The following is a 17,408-nucleotide window of genomic DNA, read 5'->3' as shown; positions in this document are numbered from 1 at the left end:
CTTAAGGTATAGTTATAAATTCAGGTTTTACTATTTCTTCAAATTCAATAGTAATAGTATCTCTGTAATTTAAAGCCAATAGAGTTGACGCTCCTCCAACCGTATCTAAATTACTTCTGTATATGGCAATCTCTAAGAAACCAGCGGCATTAAATAGCGCCAACTTATCCCCATCATATTGCCTTTTTTCTGTGCTAACCGAAAAATCAATAATTTCATTGTATTTTTTGTAAACCTTATCGAATTGATTTCTTTTTGCAGTAATCGTAAAGTTTCTTCCTTTTCCTATAGCATGGAACAATTTCTCATTGATATTCGTAATAACATTACCGTAATTATCGATATAAATAACGCCTCCTTTAATAATGCTTTGATCTTGGTTTACTTTTGGTTGAATTTCTACTAATTTTTTGAAATCGCTAATTTCCTTACCAATGATATTTAAATTGCCACCTCGTGCAATGTGTGAAGCAACTTTTACAAAAATATCCAATACAGGAAAACTTGAATTGATGTGCTCATGAATATTAATCTCGACAATTTTTGAAGGCTTAATCTCGGAAGCAATCATTGAAATAATACCATTGTCAGGACAGATAAAATATTGCTTATCGAGTGCAATAGCGATATGCTTGTTTTCTGGGCTTAATTCTGAATCAACTCCAATGATGTGAATTGTGTTTTCCGGGAAACTTCGATACGAATTTTTAAGAATATACGCAGTTTCTGTAATGTTAAATGGAGAAATATTGTGTGTAATATCTACTATAGTAACCTCCGATAATTCTGAATAAATTGCTCCTTTCACTGCACCTACAAAGTGGTCTTTCGTTCCAAAATCAGTAGTTAAGGTAATGAGCGGCATTAATTTAGAAAGGTGTTAATTATATTGTTGAAAAATTGTATCTAAAATGTAAGCAAAACTAAACATTTCATTAAAAATAATCATTATTTTTATAAGGAATAATTAAAACACACAGCATTTGAACGAACGTATTATTGAATTGACAGAAATTAATCCAAACGATTTTTTTGGTGCCCAAAATAGTACCATAACCCAACTAAAAACATATTTTCCCAAAATAAAAATTGTAGCCAGAGGAAATACGCTTAAAATATACGGAGAAGCCGATATTCTTGACGAATTTGAAAAGCGAGTAGAAATGCTCATAAAGTATTTCAACAAGTACAACAAGTTAGATGAAAATAGTATTGAGCGTATTTTAACTTCTACAGGCAAAGAGGAGGAACTGCGAAGAGGAAAGCAAAATGAAGGAGTTCTTGTGCATGGTGTTAACGGAAAACTTATAAAAGCACAAACAGAAAACCAACGTAAAATGGTTTCGTTAATGCAAAAAAATGATATGTTATACGCCGTAGGTCCTGCTGGTACAGGAAAAACATATACAGCAGTAGCTTTAGCCGTTAAAGCATTGAAAGAAAAGGAAGTTCGAAGAATTGTATTAACACGACCTGCCGTAGAATCTGGAGAAAATTTAGGGTTTTTACCAGGAGATTTAAAGGAAAAACTAGATCCGTATATGCAACCTTTATACGATGCCCTTCGAGACATGATTCCTTATGAAAAACTGCAGTCTTATCTAGAAAACGGAACCATTCAAATAGCACCGTTGGCCTTTATGCGAGGAAGAACCTTAGACAATGCCTTTGTTATTTTAGACGAGGCTCAAAATACCACGCACGCACAAATGAAAATGTTCTTAACTCGAATGGGACGGCATGCTAAATTCATCATAACTGGTGATCCAGGACAAATAGATCTTCCTCGAAAACAAGTTTCAGGATTAAAAGAATCCTTATTGGCACTTAAAGATATTGAAGGTATAGGATACGTTTATTTAGATGATAAAGATGTTATTAGGCACAGTTTGGTTAAGAAAATTATTAAAGCTTACAAAAGTATTGAGACCGACTGATCTATAAAGTTTTTTACGAAACAAAGTAAGACAATTAAATATAGATAATCCAGTAGATGTTTGCGAAAAATCAAGTTTGGTTACGCAAAAAAAATTACATTTGCAGACTACAACACAAGAACAGGTAACATGAATACAATCAACGAGACTAGTTTTAATTTTCCCAAACAAAAATCGGTGTATAAAGGAAAGGTACGAGAGGTATATAATATCAATGACGATTTATTGGTTATGATAGCTTCTGATCGATTATCTGCCTTTGATGTAATAATGCCACGTCAAATACCGTTTAAAGGGCAAATTTTAAATCAAATCGCAACTAAAATGATGAAAGATACGGAAGATATCGTTCCGAATTGGTTGCTAGCAAATCCTGATGAAAATGTAGCTGTTGGTAAGTTGTGTTCCCCTTTCAAAGTGGAAATGGTTATTAGGGGGTATCTCTCAGGACATGCCGCTAGAGAATACAAGCTCGGGAAAAGAATGCTTTGTGGCGTTGCTATGCCAGAGGGGATGGAGGAAAACGATAAATTCCCAGAGCCTATAATTACACCCTCAACCAAGGCAGACAATGGAGACCACGATGAAGATATTTCTAGAGAGGAAATTCTCGCTAAGGGAATTGTATCAAAAGAAGACTATGAAGTATTAGAAAATTACACCCGATTACTCTTTAAAAGAGGAACAGCTATAGCAAAAGAACGAGGTCTTTTATTAGTAGACACCAAATATGAATTTGGAAAAACGAAAGACGGAGAAATTGTTTTAATAGATGAAATTCATACGCCAGATTCCTCAAGATATTTTTATAGTGAAGGATACCAGCAACGTCAGGATAAAAAACAAAAACAAAAGCAGCTCTCTAAAGAATTTGTTAGGCAATGGTTAATTGAAAATGGATTTCAGGGAAAAGAAGGGCAAGAAATACCGGTAATGAATGATGCGAAAATTTTGGAGATTTCTAATCGCTATATTGAACTTTATGAACAGATTACCGGAGAAACTTTTGTGAAAGCAAATACAACGGATGTATTGCATCGCATAGAGTCTAATGTTACTAAATTTTTAAATGAAAGATAGGAAATTAACGATTCGTCCGCAGTTAGAGTTAGATGCTACGGGTCCGGACGAGAATTTTCAGAATACAACGCTAAGGCCAATTTTAAAATTACAACACGATTTAATTCTTCGTTTAATCTTGAGAGAAATCTCAAAACATAAAATAGAACTTACTAACTTTACTTCTGCGCAATTATCGATTAAATTAACTACTATATTATCTAAAAATATTCCCTTTAGAAATCAATATTTAGGCATCGTAATTGGTCAATTTACCCTACAAGAATACGACGAGTACAGCGAGAATCCTTCTGAATTTAACAAAAGAATAATAGGGATGCTTAAGCAGCGTATTTTAGATAGTAAAGAAGAATTGATTCTACTGTCAAATTCATGCGAATAACATTAAAAGTATCTTAAAATAGTTTCTTCCAATTTCAAGTACTATATTTTTTTGTAAATTTCACTCAACGTAACAAAAAAATATACTACAATGCCGAACTATTCACTAAAAATCAATGGTAAATTGGTTTCCTTTGAGGCGGATGCAGATACACCATTATTATGGGTTTTACGAGATCATTTGGATATGGTTGGTACAAAATTTGGTTGTGGAATTGCGCAATGCGGAGCTTGTACTATCCATCTTGATGGTATTGCTATGCGAAGTTGTCAGTTATCTGTTTCTATCCTAGGCCAAGAAGAAATTACCACCATTGAAGGTCTGTCGAAAGATGGGAATCATCCATTGCAAAAAGCCTGGAAAGAGCTTGATGTGTCTCAATGTGGATACTGTCAGGCAGGACAAATAATGACAGCAGCTTCTTTCTTAAAGGATAATCCTAATCCAACAAATGAAGAAATTAGAGCTGCCATGCACGGAAATTTGTGCAGGTGTGCTTCGTATAACAGAATTGAAAAAGCAGTTGCATTGGCGGCCAAAAAAATGTCTTAAATAGTATAGCATGAAAACAACATCAAATTCGAATAAATTTAGTAGGAGAGGTTTTTTGAAAACTTCGGCCATTGCAGGAGGTGGTATAATGATAGGTTTCAATTTATTCAATGCCTGTAAACCAAATGCAACTCCTGCAATTGATATCGAAAAATTAAATTTTAACGATTTTAATGCCTTTATTAAAATTGCAAAAGATGGCTATGTTTCTATTTATTCTCCAAATCCTGAGATAGGACAAGGTGTAAAGACATCCATGCCAATGCTTATTGCTGAAGAGTTAGATGTGCCTTGGGAAAAAGTATTAGTTGTTCAAGCCAAATACAACAAAAAAGAGTACACCAGACAAGTGGCAGGAGGGAGTCAATCGATTCGTTTTGGATGGGATGCACTACGACAAACAGGAGCAACAGCAAAACAAATGCTCATCAACGCAGCCGCACTAGAGTGGGGGGTAGATCCTTCTTCCTGCAGAGCAGCGCAAGGAGTGGTTACAAATTCAAAAGGAGAAGAGCTCGATTATGGAGCAATTGTTACTAAAGCAAAAACACTGGAGGTTCCAGAAAATGTCACTTTAAAAAAACCTTCGGAGTACACTATTATAGGTACGGATAAAATAAATGTAGATGCGAGCAAAATTGTAACAGGGAAACCCCTATATGGTCTTGATTTTAAAGTAGAAGGAATGCTCTATGCTTGTATACTTCGACCTCCAGCTTTTGGGAAATCTTTGGCTAGTTTTGATGCGGCAGCAACAAAAAAAATATCTGGAGTAATTGATGTGGTGCAATTCGGTGATAAGATTGCGGTAACTGCGTCTAATACCTGGGCTGCTATGAAAGGTCAAAAAGCATTAAATGCTGTTTGGAAAAGTACTGAAAAGTTAGAAAGTACTGCAGATCATGATGAGGTTTTGATGGGTATATTGGACGGCAATGCATTAAAAACCAGAAGAGAAGATGGAAATGTAAATAAAGCATTTAGAGAAGCTGATAAAATTGTTGAACGAACGTATCATTCTCCTTTTTTACCACACAATTGTATGGAGCCAATGAATTTTTATGCCAATGTAACAAGCGAAAAGATTCATTTAGTTGGACCTATTCAAACACCGCAATGGACAGCCGGTAGAGTTGCAGAGTTGCTACAAAGAAAGGAGGAGGAAATAGAGTTAGAAATGACCAGAATGGGTGGAGGATTCGGTAGAAGGTTGTATGGAGATTTTGCTTTAGAGGCTGCAGAGATTTCTAATTTATTAAAAAAGCCAATTAAAGTTGTTTTTTCTCGTGAGGATGATATGACCGATGGGATTTACAGACCAGCAATTAAATACAGAATAAAAGCATCCATTAAAGAGGGACGCGTTACCGGGTATCATTTAAAAGAGGCAGCTATTAATGGAAATATGTACAATGCGATTCCAAATTTTTTTCCTGCAGGATGCATTCCAAACTATAAAGTTTCCACGCAAAATTATGAAAGCGCTATCACTACAGGTGCATGGCGAGCTCCATATACCAATTTCCTGGCCTTTGCTGAACAAAGTTTTTTCGATGAGCTCGCTTTTGAAATGGATAAAGATCCGGTTGATTTGCGTCTTGAATTACTCCAAAATGTAAAAAATACTACCGACAAGAACATTGAATATTCCGGAGAAAGAATGGAGAAAACAATACAGTTAGCGGTAGAAAAGGCAAATTGGGGAAATCCTGAAAAAGGAATTTATCAGGGCTTTGCAGCCTATTACAGTCATAACACACATGTCGCAGAAGTCGCAGAAATTGCAGTAGAAAATGGTTTGCCGGTAGTAAAACGAGTCATTGCCGCCGTCGATTGTGGAATTGTTGTAAATCCTACCGGTGCAATCAATCAAATACAAGGTGGTGTGATAGATGGAATAGGACACGCGATGTATGGTGATTTTACTTTTGATAAAGGTACACCCTCCGCTAAAAATTTTGATACTTATCGCTTGATTCGAATGAAAGAAACACCTGAGGTAGATGTACATTTTGTATCCAATGAATTATCGCCAACAGGTTTGGGAGAACCAGGGCTGCCTCCAGCCGGAGGAGCAGTTTCAAATGCTATATTTAAGGCTTTTCAAAAAAGACTATACAATCAACCATTTATGCCGGAAATTGCAGCGAATTTGAATCTGTAAAAGGGATAGATTTCTAATTTTGATTTATAATATTTAGCAAAATGTTAATTTTTATTCATATTAGTAATAATTAGTTTTTTTTTGTTTTGAAACTATAATCAAATTATTAATTTCATAATAAAATGTTAAAAAAAAAAGTAAATTTGGGGAAACAAAATCAAAAAACATAAACTAAATAACAAGTAATGAAAATTAACAAAGTACTCGTGGCAAATCGTGGAGAGATTGCTATTAGAGTTTTCCGAGCATGTGTTGAGATAGGTATAAAAACTGTTGGTGTGTATACCTATGAAGACCGCTATTCTCTGCACAGGTATAAAGCAGATGAATGTTATCAAATTGGAGATGACAACGATCCTTTAAAACCTTATCTAGATATAGAAGCCATTATTAAAGTGGCTTTAGAAAACAATGTAGATGCAATTCATCCAGGTTACGGATTTTTATCTGAAAATGCAAATTTTGCCAAACGATGTGAGGAAAATGGTATAATTTTTATTGGTCCTAAAGTTTCTGTTTTAAAATCACTTGGAGACAAAATAACAGCGAAAGAAGTTGCAGTGGCCAACAATGTTCCAATAATAGAAAGTAGTAAGGAAGATTTGCACTCCATTGAAATTGCGCTTCAAGAAGCAAAAATATAGGATATCCTATAATGCTTAAAGCTGCCTCAGGTGGTGGAGGTAGAGGGATGCGTGTGATTAGGAACGATGTGGAGTTAAAAAAAGCATTCCCGGAGGCTAGAAGAGAATCCTTAAATGCTTTTGGTGACGATACGGTATTTTTAGAAAAATACGTCGAAAATCCGAAGCATATTGAAATTCAAATTGTAGCAGATACTCATGGAAATATCGTTCATTTATACGAAAGAGATTGTTCTGTGCAACGACGTTACCAAAAAGTAATTGAGATAGCGCCCTCTCTAGGATTACCTGAGGAGGTTAAAAATAATCTTTACAAATATGCAATTGACATTTGCAAGGCCGTAGATTATAATAATATTGGTACCGTTGAATTTTTAGTAGACGAAGATAATAGTATTTATTTCATCGAGGTGAATCCTCGTATTCAAGTAGAGCATACAGTTACTGAAATGGTAACTAATATCGACTTAGTAAAAACCCAATTATTCATAGCTGGAGGTTACAGGTTAGCAGATAAGCAAATTAAGATCACCAATCAGGAGGCTGTTAAAGTGACCGGATTCGCCTTACAATGTAGGGTAACTACCGAAGACCCAGCAAATGACTTTAAACCAGATTATGGAACTGTAACTACCTATAGAAGTGCCTCTGGTTTTGGTATTCGACTGGATGCCGGTAGTATTTATCAGGGAGTAAAAATATCACCATTTTTCGATTCGATGCTCGTTAAAGTGTCCGCGAGAAGTAGAACCTTAGACGGAGCATGTAGAAAAATGGTACGAGCTCTTATTGAATTTAGAGTAAGAGGAGTAAAAACCAATATAGCTTTCTTACAAAATATTCTAAAACATCCAACCTTTAGAGAAGGAAAAGTAACGGTTAATTTTATCAAGGATGAACCTTCATTATTTGATTTTAAAGAACCTAAGAACAGAGCGAATAAGCTTATCAATTTCCTCGGTGAGGTCGTTGTAAATGGTAATCCAGATGTTAAGAAAGTAAATCCTAATCACCAGTTTACTACCCCAAAAATTCCTGATTATCCCAAGCTAGAAAGTTATCCAAAAGGTACCAAAGATTTACTTACAGAGTTAGGACCTGAAAAGTTTGCACAATGGTTAAAAAATGAAAAGAAAATTCATTTCACAGATACTACTATGCGAGATGCGCATCAAAGTTTATTAGCCACCCGAATGCGAACTACGGATATGCTAAAAGTTGCGGAAGGCTATGCTAAAAATCATCCGGAGATATTTAGTATGGAAGTCTGGGGTGGGGCTACCTTTGATGTTTGTTTACGTTTTCTTCAAGAAAATCCATGGGAACGTCTCGCACTGTTACGAAAAGCAATGCCTAATGTATTACTACAAATGTTAATTCGCGGGTCTAATGGTGTTGGATATACAGCATATCCTGATAATCTGATAGAAAAATTTGTAGAGAAATCCTGGGAGACTGGTGTAGATGTTTTTAGAATTTTTGACTCTTTAAACTGGATGAAATCCATAGCGCCATGTATTCAACACGTAAGAAATAAAACGAAAGGATTAGCCGAGGCATCTATTTGCTACACTGGAGACATCCTAAATCCTTCTAAAACAAAATACAACTTAAACTACTACTTGCAATTAGCAAAAGATATTGAAAATGCTGGTGCTCATATTCTTGGGGTTAAAGACATGGCTGGTCTTTTAAAGCCACAAGCAGCCTATGAACTGATTTCTGCTTTAAAATCAGAAATTAATATTCCAATACACTTGCACACGCACGACACTTCTTCTGTACAGTCTGCTACCTATCTAAAAGCAATAGAGGCTGGCGTGGATGTAGTAGATGTAGCTTTAGGTGGTTTATCAGGGTTAACTTCACAGCCTAATTTTAATTCCATGGCAGAAATGCTTCTCTTCAATGAACGAGAGAATAAACTTAATCTTGAAAAACTTGCAGAGTATTCAAATTATTGGAAAATAGTACGCGAATACTACTACCCTTTTGAATCTGGTTTGAAGGCAGGAACAGGTCAAGTGTATACGCATGAAATACCCGGAGGACAATATTCCAACTTAATTGGACAGTCTAAAGCTCTTGGTTTAGAAGATAAATTTGCAGATGTTACCAAAATGTACGGAGAGGTAAATAAAATGTTTGGAGATATTGTAAAAGTAACTCCGAGTTCGAAAGTAGTAGGCGATATGGCGCAGTACATGATTAGTAACAACCTCACGGTAAATGATGTAATGGAGAAAGGAGATACAATTTCTTTTCCGCAATCGGTTATTAGTTTTTTCAAAGGTGATTTAGGACAGCCAGTTGGTGGATTTCCTGCAAAGCTTCAAAAGATCGTACTAAAAAATGAAGTACCATACACTGAAAGACCAAATGCACATCTTGCACCCATTGATTTTGAACTAGAATTCAAAAAATTCAAAAATGAATTCAAAAAAGGGATGGGAAGAGAACTGGAAATAACAGATTTTTTATCGTATAAATTATACCCGAAAGTATTTGTAGAGGCTTATAATAATCATATCAAATACGGAAATCTAATGCACATCCCAACCAAAAATTTCTTTTTTGGTTTAGAGGTGGGAGAAGAAATTATGATTGATATAGAACCAGGTAAACGAGTGTTAGTTTCTTTGATTCAAAAAACGGAACCAAATGAAGATGGATTTGTATCGGTGTTTTTCAAGATAAACGGACAAATGAGAAATGTTCTTATAAAAGACACTTCTGTTTCTGTTGAAAAAATAGAAAAGCGTAAAGCTGAAGCGAACGACGATAAGCAAATAGGAGCGCCATTACAAGGTTTATTATCTGCGGTTTTAGTTAAAAACGGTGATGCAATAAAAGAAAACCAACCTCTTTTTATTATTGAGGCAATGAAAATGGAAACAACTGTTACCGCAGTGGCTTCCGGTATTGTTCAAAATGTAGAACTAGAGGCAGGGACACTTGTCGATGCAAATGATTTGGTATTAGCGTTACAATAATGCTATATTATTGGGTTTTGATATCGTTATAAAAAAACTTAATTTTGCACATTCAAAAACAAAAAGTAAACATGGTAAAAGATTTATTTGAAAGAATCAAAGGAGATAAAGGACCTTTAGGAAAATGGGCAGATAAAGCCGAAGGATATTATGTTTTTCCTAAGTTAGAAGGGCCAATTTCTAATCGTATGTCTTTCAATGGAAAGAAAGTTATTACTTGGAGTATCAATGATTATTTAGGGTTAGCAAACCATCCAGAGGTTTTGAAAATAGATGGTGATTCAGCATCTGAACACGGAATGGCTTATCCAATGGGGGCTCGTATGATGTCTGGTCACACGAATTATCACGAACAATTAGAAGAAGAATGTGCCGAATTTGTAGGTAAGGAAGCTTCTTATCTTGTGAATTTTGGTTACCAAGGGATGGTATCTGCTATTGATGCCTTGGTATCTAAAGATGATATAATTGTATACGATGTAGATACACATGCCTGTATTATAGACGGTGTGCGTTTGCATGCAGGAAAACGCTTTGTATATCGCCACAACGATATCGAGAGTTGTGAAAAAAATCTCATGAGAGCCACTAAAATGGCTGAAAAAACTGGAGGAGGTATCTTATTGGTCTCTGAAGGAGTATTTGGAATGCGAGGCGAACAAGGAAGAATTGCAGAAATCGTTGCTTTAAAAAAGAAATACAATTTCAGATTGTTAGTAGATGATGCCCATGGATTCGGAACACTTGGTGAAGGCGGACGTGTACAGGATATGAACAAGGAGTTCAAGACGAAATTGACGTTTATTTTGCAACATTTGCAAAATCAATGGCAGGAATTGGTGCTTTCTTTGCAGGAGATAAAGATATTATTCAATATCTTAAATACAACATGCGTTCACAAATGTTTGCGAAATCATTACCAATGCCAATGGTTAAGGGGGCATTAAAACGCCTGGATATGATTCGCAAAATGCCAGAGTTAAAAGACAAATTATGGGAGGTAACCAATGCATTGCAATCCGGATTGAGAAATGCTGGATTCGATTTGGGAACTACCCAGACATGTATAACACCTGTGTACCTAAAAGGAGAAATTCCAGAGGCTATGGCAATGGTACATGATTTACGAGAGAGCTATGGTGTGTTTTGTTCTATTGTTGTGTATCCCGTTATTCCTAAAGGTTTAATAATTTTGCGATTGATTCCAACTGCAAGACATACTATCGAAGATGTAAAGGAAACAATTGAAGCTTTTACTGCAATTCGAGAGAAGCTTGAGAATGGAACCTACAAAAAAGCAGCAGAACTACTAATGACGCAATAGCCTTTAGTTTTCTTATAAATATCCAATAGACTCTGTACTGATACAGGGTCTATTTTTTTCTAAACATTCCGTAAATTTCCGTTAGCATTAAAGCATTAAGTTTTTACTGTTAAAGACTTATTTTTTATAATATATTTGCAAATCAATATGCAGAAAAACATCAACATACAAAATAAAAAAGCTCGTTTCGAATACGAGATACTAGATAAGTATACTGCAGGCATACAACTTACAGGTACTGAAATTAAATCCATTAGACAAAGTAAAGCTAGGATAACAGAGAGTTTTTGTGAATTTAATGATAAAGGAGAACTTTTTGTAGTGAATATGTATATTGAGGAATACATATATGGAAATCATTTCAACCACAAGCCTAAAAGTGAACGCAGACTACTATTGCAAAAACGAGAGCTGAAAAAACTCGCTAAAGAGGTAGATGTTAAGGGGAACTCTATAGTGCCTCTAAAACTTTTTATAAATGCTAATGGATGGGCTAAACTAGAAATTGCCCTAGCAAAGGGTAAAAAATTACACGATAAAAGACAAACGATGAAAGATCGAGACAATCAAAAGAATTTAGCTAGAATTAAAAAGAATTTTAACTAATGCGGTTTATGTTTTTAGACATAATTAAATGGAAAAATTTACTCTATTTTATCGCAATTCAATTTTTGCTAAAAACATGTTTGCTCTATTACCAAGGTTTTGAGACCATTTTTTCCTTTCCTAATTTTTTTATACTTACAATTTCTGTCGTACTTATTCTGGCGGGAATGAACACAATAAAATTTTCAGTAAGTCATGAAAATAGGGGAAAAGAATATCCCTGGCAAAAATTACGAAAAACGGCGTATTTTTCGATATTTTTTGGTTTAACGCTCTGGGTATTGGTTTCTTTCGTAGTTGATAGAGCTTATTATAGTTTTATCGGTATTGCATTGGTATTTTTTTTGTTCATATACTTTTATTTTTTTGGAGGTAAAAAATCGTTATCCACGAATATGATAACCTCATTCATAAAAGCTTTTTGTTTTTTAACGGTATGGTGGATGGATACTCCAGTCGGTTTAAATGAGTCGGAATGGAATTTGTTTTTTAAAATACAGTTACTCGTGGTATTTTATGTCTCTATTGGATTTATTGCGACTATTGTCAATTCCTTGCTAATGGATATAATTAATATTGATAAAGATTATCGTTTAAATCATAAAACCATCCCAATACTATTTGGAAGAAAAAGAGTAAAATCAATTATTTTTTTTATATCTATTATAGGATGTCTAGCCGTTCTATCGTTAGCGATACTTTTTAGTTCTAATAAATATATATTTACGACTGTTTTCTTAACCGGTATTTTGCCGGAGCTCTATTTTATATATCATCTCTTAGCCGCTAATTCAAACAGTGACTACCAAAAACTTTTGAAAAAATCGTATGTAGCCTATGCTTTAGCAATATTTAGTGTTCCAATAATAGCTTATTACTTTAAAAATGTGGTTTAGTTCGTATAAATTCATATTGGCATCTAGTTCTCCTAGAAGACAACAACTATTAAAAGATCTTGGTTTAGATTTTACCCTAGAGATAAAAGAGGTAGAGGAAGTGTATCCTGATGCCCTTAAAGGGCATCAAATCACCGATTATCTTTCCGATTTAAAATCCAAGCCTTTCGAAAATACTTTGCGTAAAAATGAAATCGTAATTACCTCCGATACTATTGTATGGGTGAATGATCAGGCATTAGGAAAGCCCAAGTCTTATGAGGATGCAATAGACATGCTTTGTATGTTATCCGGCACTTCGCATAAGGTAATTACCTCTGTATGCTTAACAGGAAGTGATTTCAAAAAAATATTTCACGATACCGTAACTGTTTATTTTAAGAAGTTGTCAAAACAGGAGATGGAATATTATGTTACTACTTTTAAACCATTTGATAAGGCAGGGTCTTATGGCATTCAGGAATGGATTGGAAAAATTGGAATAACTAAAATTGAAGGTAGTTATTTTACCGTTATGGGGTTACCCGTTCACAAACTTTATAAAGAATTACAAAATTTATAACTTAAATAATTTTTAAAAAACTATTTTTGACCCATATTTACAACACATACTAATGAAGAAATATACATACACTGAAAAAAAAGATACTCGTTCCGGTTTTGGAGATGGGTTAACCGAGTTGGGAAAAACAAATCCTGATGTTGTTGCTTTATGTGCAGACCTAACAGGGTCTTTAAAAATGAATGAGTTCGCGAAAAATCATCCCGAGCGATTTTATCAGGTTGGGATTGCAGAGGCTAATATGATGGGAATAGCAGCAGGATTAACAATTGGTAATAAAATACCTTTCACGGGTACTTTTGCTAATTTTTCAACAGGACGTGTATATGATCAAATTCGTCAATCTATCGCATATTCCGACAAAAATGTGAAAATTTGTGCCTCACATGCAGGAATTACTCTAGGTGAAGATGGCGCAACTCATCAAATCCTTGAAGATATTGGATTGATGAAAATGTTACCAGGAATGACTGTAATCAATACTTGTGATTATAGCCAAACCAAGGCAGCTACGTTAGCTATTGCACAACACCATGGCCCAGTATATTTGCGTTTTGGTAGGCCTAAAGTTCCTGTTTTTATGAATGACCAACCTTTTGAGGTTGGAAAAGGAATACAGCTTACAGAGGGAACCGATGTTACCATTGTTGCTACAGGACATTTGGTTTGGGAAGCATTACAGGCAGCAGAACAATTAGAGGATAAAGGAATTAGTGCTGAAGTAATTAATATTCACACCATCAAGCCTTTAGATGAAGAAATTATTTTGAAATCTGTTGCAAAAACAGGTTGTATCGTTACAGCGGAAGAACATAACAAATACGGTGGGCTAGGAGAGAGTGTTGCACGTTGTTTAGCAACGAATAACCCAACACCTCAAGAATTTGTAGCTGTAAATGACACTTTTGGAGAATCCGCTACTCCTGCTGAATTGATGGCTAAGTACGGTTTAGATGATAAAGCTATTATTGCAGCTGTGGAAAAGGTAATTAAAAGAAAGTAACTATATTTACCTATCTTTTTTAGAGACAAACTAAATTTAAATTAATAAAAATGAAGAAACTATTATTTATTGCTGTACTTTTTTCGATAGCAGCTTTTCAGACAACACAAGCACAAATTCATTTTGGTGTAAAAGGAGGATTAAATTATAATTCGGATTCTTTTCAATATGTAACAGAAGATATTGCAGATGGTGCTAAAAGTAAAACCGGATATCATTTTGGAGTTTGGACCCGTTTTAAGCTTCCTATAGTAGGATTGTACATAAGACCCGAATTAATATATACTTCACTTAAGACAGACTATACAAGCTTTCAATTAGAGGGATCTAATACAAGTGCTTCTTACAATTTTCAAACTATCGACATCCCTGTGTTATTAGGAAAGAAAATATTAGGTATTGCTCATATTTTTGGAGGTCCTTCTTTTCAGTATATAATTGATGGAGATTTAGAAATTAATAATTTTGACGATATTAAAACAGAAGCTGACGGTTTAACAGTAGGTCTTCAGTTAGGTGGAGGAGTTGAATTAGGTAAGCTTGGTTTGGACGTCCGTTGGGAAAGAGCTTTTTCAGATGTTGAGTCTTCTTTTATTAATAATGGAACTTCTGTAGATTTTGATACTAGAATTAATCAAATTATAGTAGGTCTATCTTACAGGTTCTAAACAAACAATACAAGTCGCGTTTAACGCGGCTTTTTTTTACTATTTTTTTTACTATTTTTTTCTAACCATTCTCGATACTTATTGGCATGCTTAAAACGCTTATGCGACCACAAATAGAAACTTGGTTGTTCCCGTATTGCTCTCTCGGTTATTGCTAAGTATTGGTCTGTTATATCGTAATTTTCAATTTCTTTAGGTTCCTCACAAAGAAGTGTAAATTCTGTTTCGTAATATCCTCTTTTAATTTTTTTTGTCGTATAGTTGACAACCGAAAAATCATATTTTTTTGCTAGCATTTCAGCACCGGTATGTATTGGAACATTTACTCCCATAAATTCACTCCAATAATGCGTTTTATGTAACATCGGAGATTGATCGCTTAGTAGTAGATACAAGGCCTGTTTGTTATTTTGATGGTTTGTGTGAATTTTCTTAACTGTTTCGGATGTTTTCACACCTTTAACTCCAAACTTTGTTCTTACTTGCTTAATTTTATTTTCAAAATAAGGATTTTGAAGTTTCGTATACGCCCCGTAAACATCAATATTTAAGACGAATGACAAATTAAAGGACCACTCCCAATTTGCTTGATGTGCTCCAACTAAAACTATACTTCTTCCCTTTTCTGCAAGGGCATTAACCACTTCAGGATTTTTATACTGGTATCTTTTTAATATCTCTTTTTCACTAATAGAAAAAGTTTTAACACTTTCTATTAATAAATCTGTAAAATGTTTGAAAAATTCTTTGGCTATTTTTTTAATTTCCCTATCCTCTTTTTCCGGAAAGGCCAATTTGAGATTGCTTAAAACGGTTTTTTTACGATATCCAATTCCATAATACACAATTAGAAATAAAAGGTCTGAAATTAAATATAAAATTTTCATCGGTAGTCTTGAAATAAGCCACACCAATGGAAATACAAGATAGTAGGATATAAAATGCATATTTTGAATTTATGATGACAAATATCGAACAATAATTCACAAGATAAAAAGGGTAAGTAAAGTATTATTTAAATGTGTTTAAATATGTGGTTATAGAAAACTAAAGGATGATTTTTTTTATATTTCAGTGCTTTTCCTATGCTTTTTTTTATGGCAATTAGTTATTTTTAAGTCATATAATACCCCCCGTATTACATATTTTAATTTTAGGAAAGACTTTACAATAAGATTTATTGTAAAGTTTTTTTATGGTAGGCAACCATTTTAGTGATGAATTAGTCTATATATTTGAACAACCTTAATAAAGGATAGATTGAAAGTAATAGAACTACATAACCATCTTTTAAAATTAATAGATAAATCGATGCAGCAGGACAGAGAGGCTCAAAGAGAAATTTTTGATTTGTATTCTCCAAAAATGCTGGGAGTTTGTAGGCAATATGTAAAGGATGATTTTCATGCAGAGGACATGATGTCCGCTGGATTTTTAAAAGTATTTCTAAATCTGCATACCTTTCGAAGAACAGGAAGTTTTGAAGGATGGATTCGTAGAATTATGGTAAATACTTGTTTAACCTACCTGAGAAAAAAGGTAGTGTTTGAGTTTACCGATGACGATTATGCTTTTGGAGAATTAGCAACTTACAATATGGAGAACACACACGTTGCAGATATCCAAGCTCTGATTGATACCCTACCTGATGGATATAAATTAGTTTTTAATTTATATGCTATAGAAGGGTATAAACATGCTGAAATAGCTAAAAGACTACAAATTTCAGAGAGCACGTCTAAGTCTCAGTTGTTTAAGGCAAGAAAATGGTTACAAAAAAAATATACTAAATTAAACCAGTTGGAACATGAAGGAAGATAATATTGATTCGATAATAAGAGAGGCATTAGCAACAAGAGAGATTAAGCCATCAAACTCTTCTTGGGATCGTATAGCGGTACAATTAGAGGAAAAGAAAAAGGTAAAAGTAACACGAACTAAGCTGCAGTATTATGCTGCAGCGAGCATACTAGTTCTTGCGGGGTTATCTATATATTTTTACACTTTAAATATCCATAGAGTGCCTTCTAAAATCGCAGAAACTACAATTAGTAAAAAAGACACCTCCGACGTTACTATCGAAAAGGAAATAATAGTTAAACCATCTAAAACCGAGCCAGTAAAATCGATAGCCTTAGCAAACAAATCCAATATTATTCCAAAAACTATTCTTGAAGAGACGTTGCCATCTAATTTACCTACAGAGAATTTGGCCTCGTCTTCTATAAAACCCAATAAAGAAGTCATACCAACTCCTATAGAAACATTAGAAACAAAAGAAAATAAGAACTCTATACAGGTAGATCCAAAAGCTTTATTATTCGCGGTAACCCATGATAGAGAAGAGGTGATGGCTTATTATACCGCGCATAAACTCAATAGAGAAGTTTTAATGGACTCAATTCGCGTTGAACTAGATAAAGCAAATTTGACTATTTCACCTGAACTTATTTTGGCAGCGGTGGAGAATGACATCTTACAAGAAACGTTAGAAGGAAATTTTATGCACACTGTTAAACTAAAAATCTCGGATATCGCAATTGCAATAGCAGAAAGAAACAAATAATCCAACCTAAAAACACAAAAAATTAAATTAA

At 34.3% G+C, this 17,408-nt stretch carries 14 protein-coding genes and 2 pseudogenes; 14 read left to right on the top strand and 2 right to left on the bottom strand.

Translation table 11 applies throughout. The annotated features are described in order from the left end of the window. Position 1: 1 nt before the first annotated feature. Positions 2-865 (bottom strand): S-adenosyl-l-methionine hydroxide adenosyltransferase family protein, encoded by an 864-nt coding sequence (locus tag BSU00_RS03865; protein ID WP_105003191.1) that lies wholly within the window; start codon positions 863-865, stop codon positions 2-4. A 118-nt stretch (positions 866-983) separates the two neighbouring features. Between BSU00_RS03865 and BSU00_RS03860 the strand changes: the two genes are divergently transcribed. From BSU00_RS03860 to BSU00_RS03805, 12 genes and pseudogenes are all read left to right on the top strand, one after another. Next, positions 984-1,937, top strand: coding sequence for a PhoH family protein (locus tag BSU00_RS03860; RefSeq protein ID WP_105003190.1), 954 nt, complete (start codon positions 984-986; stop codon positions 1,935-1,937). Between the two features lie 129 nt (positions 1,938-2,066). Then, positions 2,067-3,017 (top strand): phosphoribosylaminoimidazolesuccinocarboxamide synthase, encoded by a 951-nt coding sequence (locus BSU00_RS03855; protein WP_105003189.1) that lies wholly within the window; start codon positions 2,067-2,069, stop codon positions 3,015-3,017. Continuing rightward, positions 3,007-3,399 carry a glyoxalase gene (locus BSU00_RS03850; RefSeq protein ID WP_105003188.1) on the top strand — a complete coding sequence of 131 codons (393 nt, stop codon included), beginning with the start codon at positions 3,007-3,009 and terminating at the stop codon, positions 3,397-3,399. The genes BSU00_RS03855 and BSU00_RS03850 overlap by 11 nt, the downstream gene beginning before the upstream one ends. A 90-nt stretch (positions 3,400-3,489) precedes the next feature. After that, positions 3,490-3,951, top strand: coding sequence for a (2Fe-2S)-binding protein (locus BSU00_RS03845; RefSeq protein ID WP_105003187.1), 462 nt, complete (start codon positions 3,490-3,492; stop codon positions 3,949-3,951). A gap of 10 nt (positions 3,952-3,961) precedes the next feature. Then, positions 3,962-6,115, top strand: coding sequence for a xanthine dehydrogenase family protein molybdopterin-binding subunit (locus BSU00_RS03840; protein ID WP_105003186.1), 2,154 nt, complete (start codon positions 3,962-3,964; stop codon positions 6,113-6,115). Positions 6,116-6,300: 185 nt separating this feature from the next. Next, positions 6,301-9,752 (top strand): annotated as a pseudogene (locus BSU00_RS03835) (pyruvate carboxylase). A gap of 71 nt (positions 9,753-9,823) precedes the next feature. Then, positions 9,824-11,076, top strand: a pseudogene (locus tag BSU00_RS03830) (aminotransferase class I/II-fold pyridoxal phosphate-dependent enzyme). A gap of 147 nt (positions 11,077-11,223) precedes the next feature. Continuing rightward, complete coding sequence (gene smpB / locus BSU00_RS03825; protein ID WP_105003185.1) at positions 11,224-11,682, top strand: SsrA-binding protein SmpB; 459 nt, start codon at positions 11,224-11,226, stop codon at positions 11,680-11,682. A gap of 167 nt (positions 11,683-11,849) precedes the next feature. Next, on the top strand, positions 11,850-12,578 hold the full coding sequence (locus BSU00_RS03820) for a hypothetical protein (protein ID WP_146104782.1): 729 nt from the start codon (positions 11,850-11,852) through the stop codon (positions 12,576-12,578). Further along, positions 12,568-13,140: a Maf family nucleotide pyrophosphatase gene (locus BSU00_RS03815; protein WP_105003183.1), complete on the top strand. Its 573-nt coding sequence runs from the start codon at positions 12,568-12,570 to the stop codon at positions 13,138-13,140. Before BSU00_RS03820 ends, BSU00_RS03815 begins: the two co-directional genes overlap by 11 nt. Positions 13,141-13,192: 52 nt before the next feature. Beyond that, on the top strand, positions 13,193-14,143 hold the full coding sequence (locus tag BSU00_RS03810; RefSeq protein WP_105003182.1) for a transketolase family protein: 951 nt from the start codon (positions 13,193-13,195) through the stop codon (positions 14,141-14,143). 50 nt (positions 14,144-14,193) lie between these two features. Next, positions 14,194-14,811 (top strand): porin family protein, encoded by a 618-nt coding sequence (locus tag BSU00_RS03805; RefSeq protein WP_105003181.1) that lies wholly within the window; start codon positions 14,194-14,196, stop codon positions 14,809-14,811. A 20-nt stretch (positions 14,812-14,831) separates the two neighbouring features. Here BSU00_RS03805 and BSU00_RS03800 read toward each other — a convergent pair whose 3' ends face one another. Next, positions 14,832-15,758, bottom strand: coding sequence for a lysophospholipid acyltransferase family protein (locus BSU00_RS03800; protein WP_105003180.1), 927 nt, complete (start codon positions 15,756-15,758; stop codon positions 14,832-14,834). A gap of 313 nt (positions 15,759-16,071) precedes the next feature. Here BSU00_RS03800 and BSU00_RS03795 point away from each other — a divergent pair, with 313 nt between their 5' ends. Continuing rightward, positions 16,072-16,632 (top strand): RNA polymerase sigma factor, encoded by a 561-nt coding sequence (locus tag BSU00_RS03795; protein ID WP_105003179.1) that lies wholly within the window; start codon positions 16,072-16,074, stop codon positions 16,630-16,632. Further along, entirely contained in the window at positions 16,619-17,377 is a 759-nt protein-coding gene (locus BSU00_RS03790; RefSeq protein WP_105003178.1) for a hypothetical protein, read from the top strand. The genes BSU00_RS03795 and BSU00_RS03790 overlap by 14 nt, the downstream gene beginning before the upstream one ends. Positions 17,378-17,408: the final 31 nt, after the last annotated feature.

The sequence above is a fragment of the Tenacibaculum sp. SG-28 genome (assembly GCF_002954385.1).
Lineage (GTDB): Bacteria > Bacteroidota > Bacteroidia > Flavobacteriales > Flavobacteriaceae > Polaribacter.
Note: the sequence above shows the minus strand (reverse complement) of the source record. Positions and strands in the feature narration are given on the sequence as shown.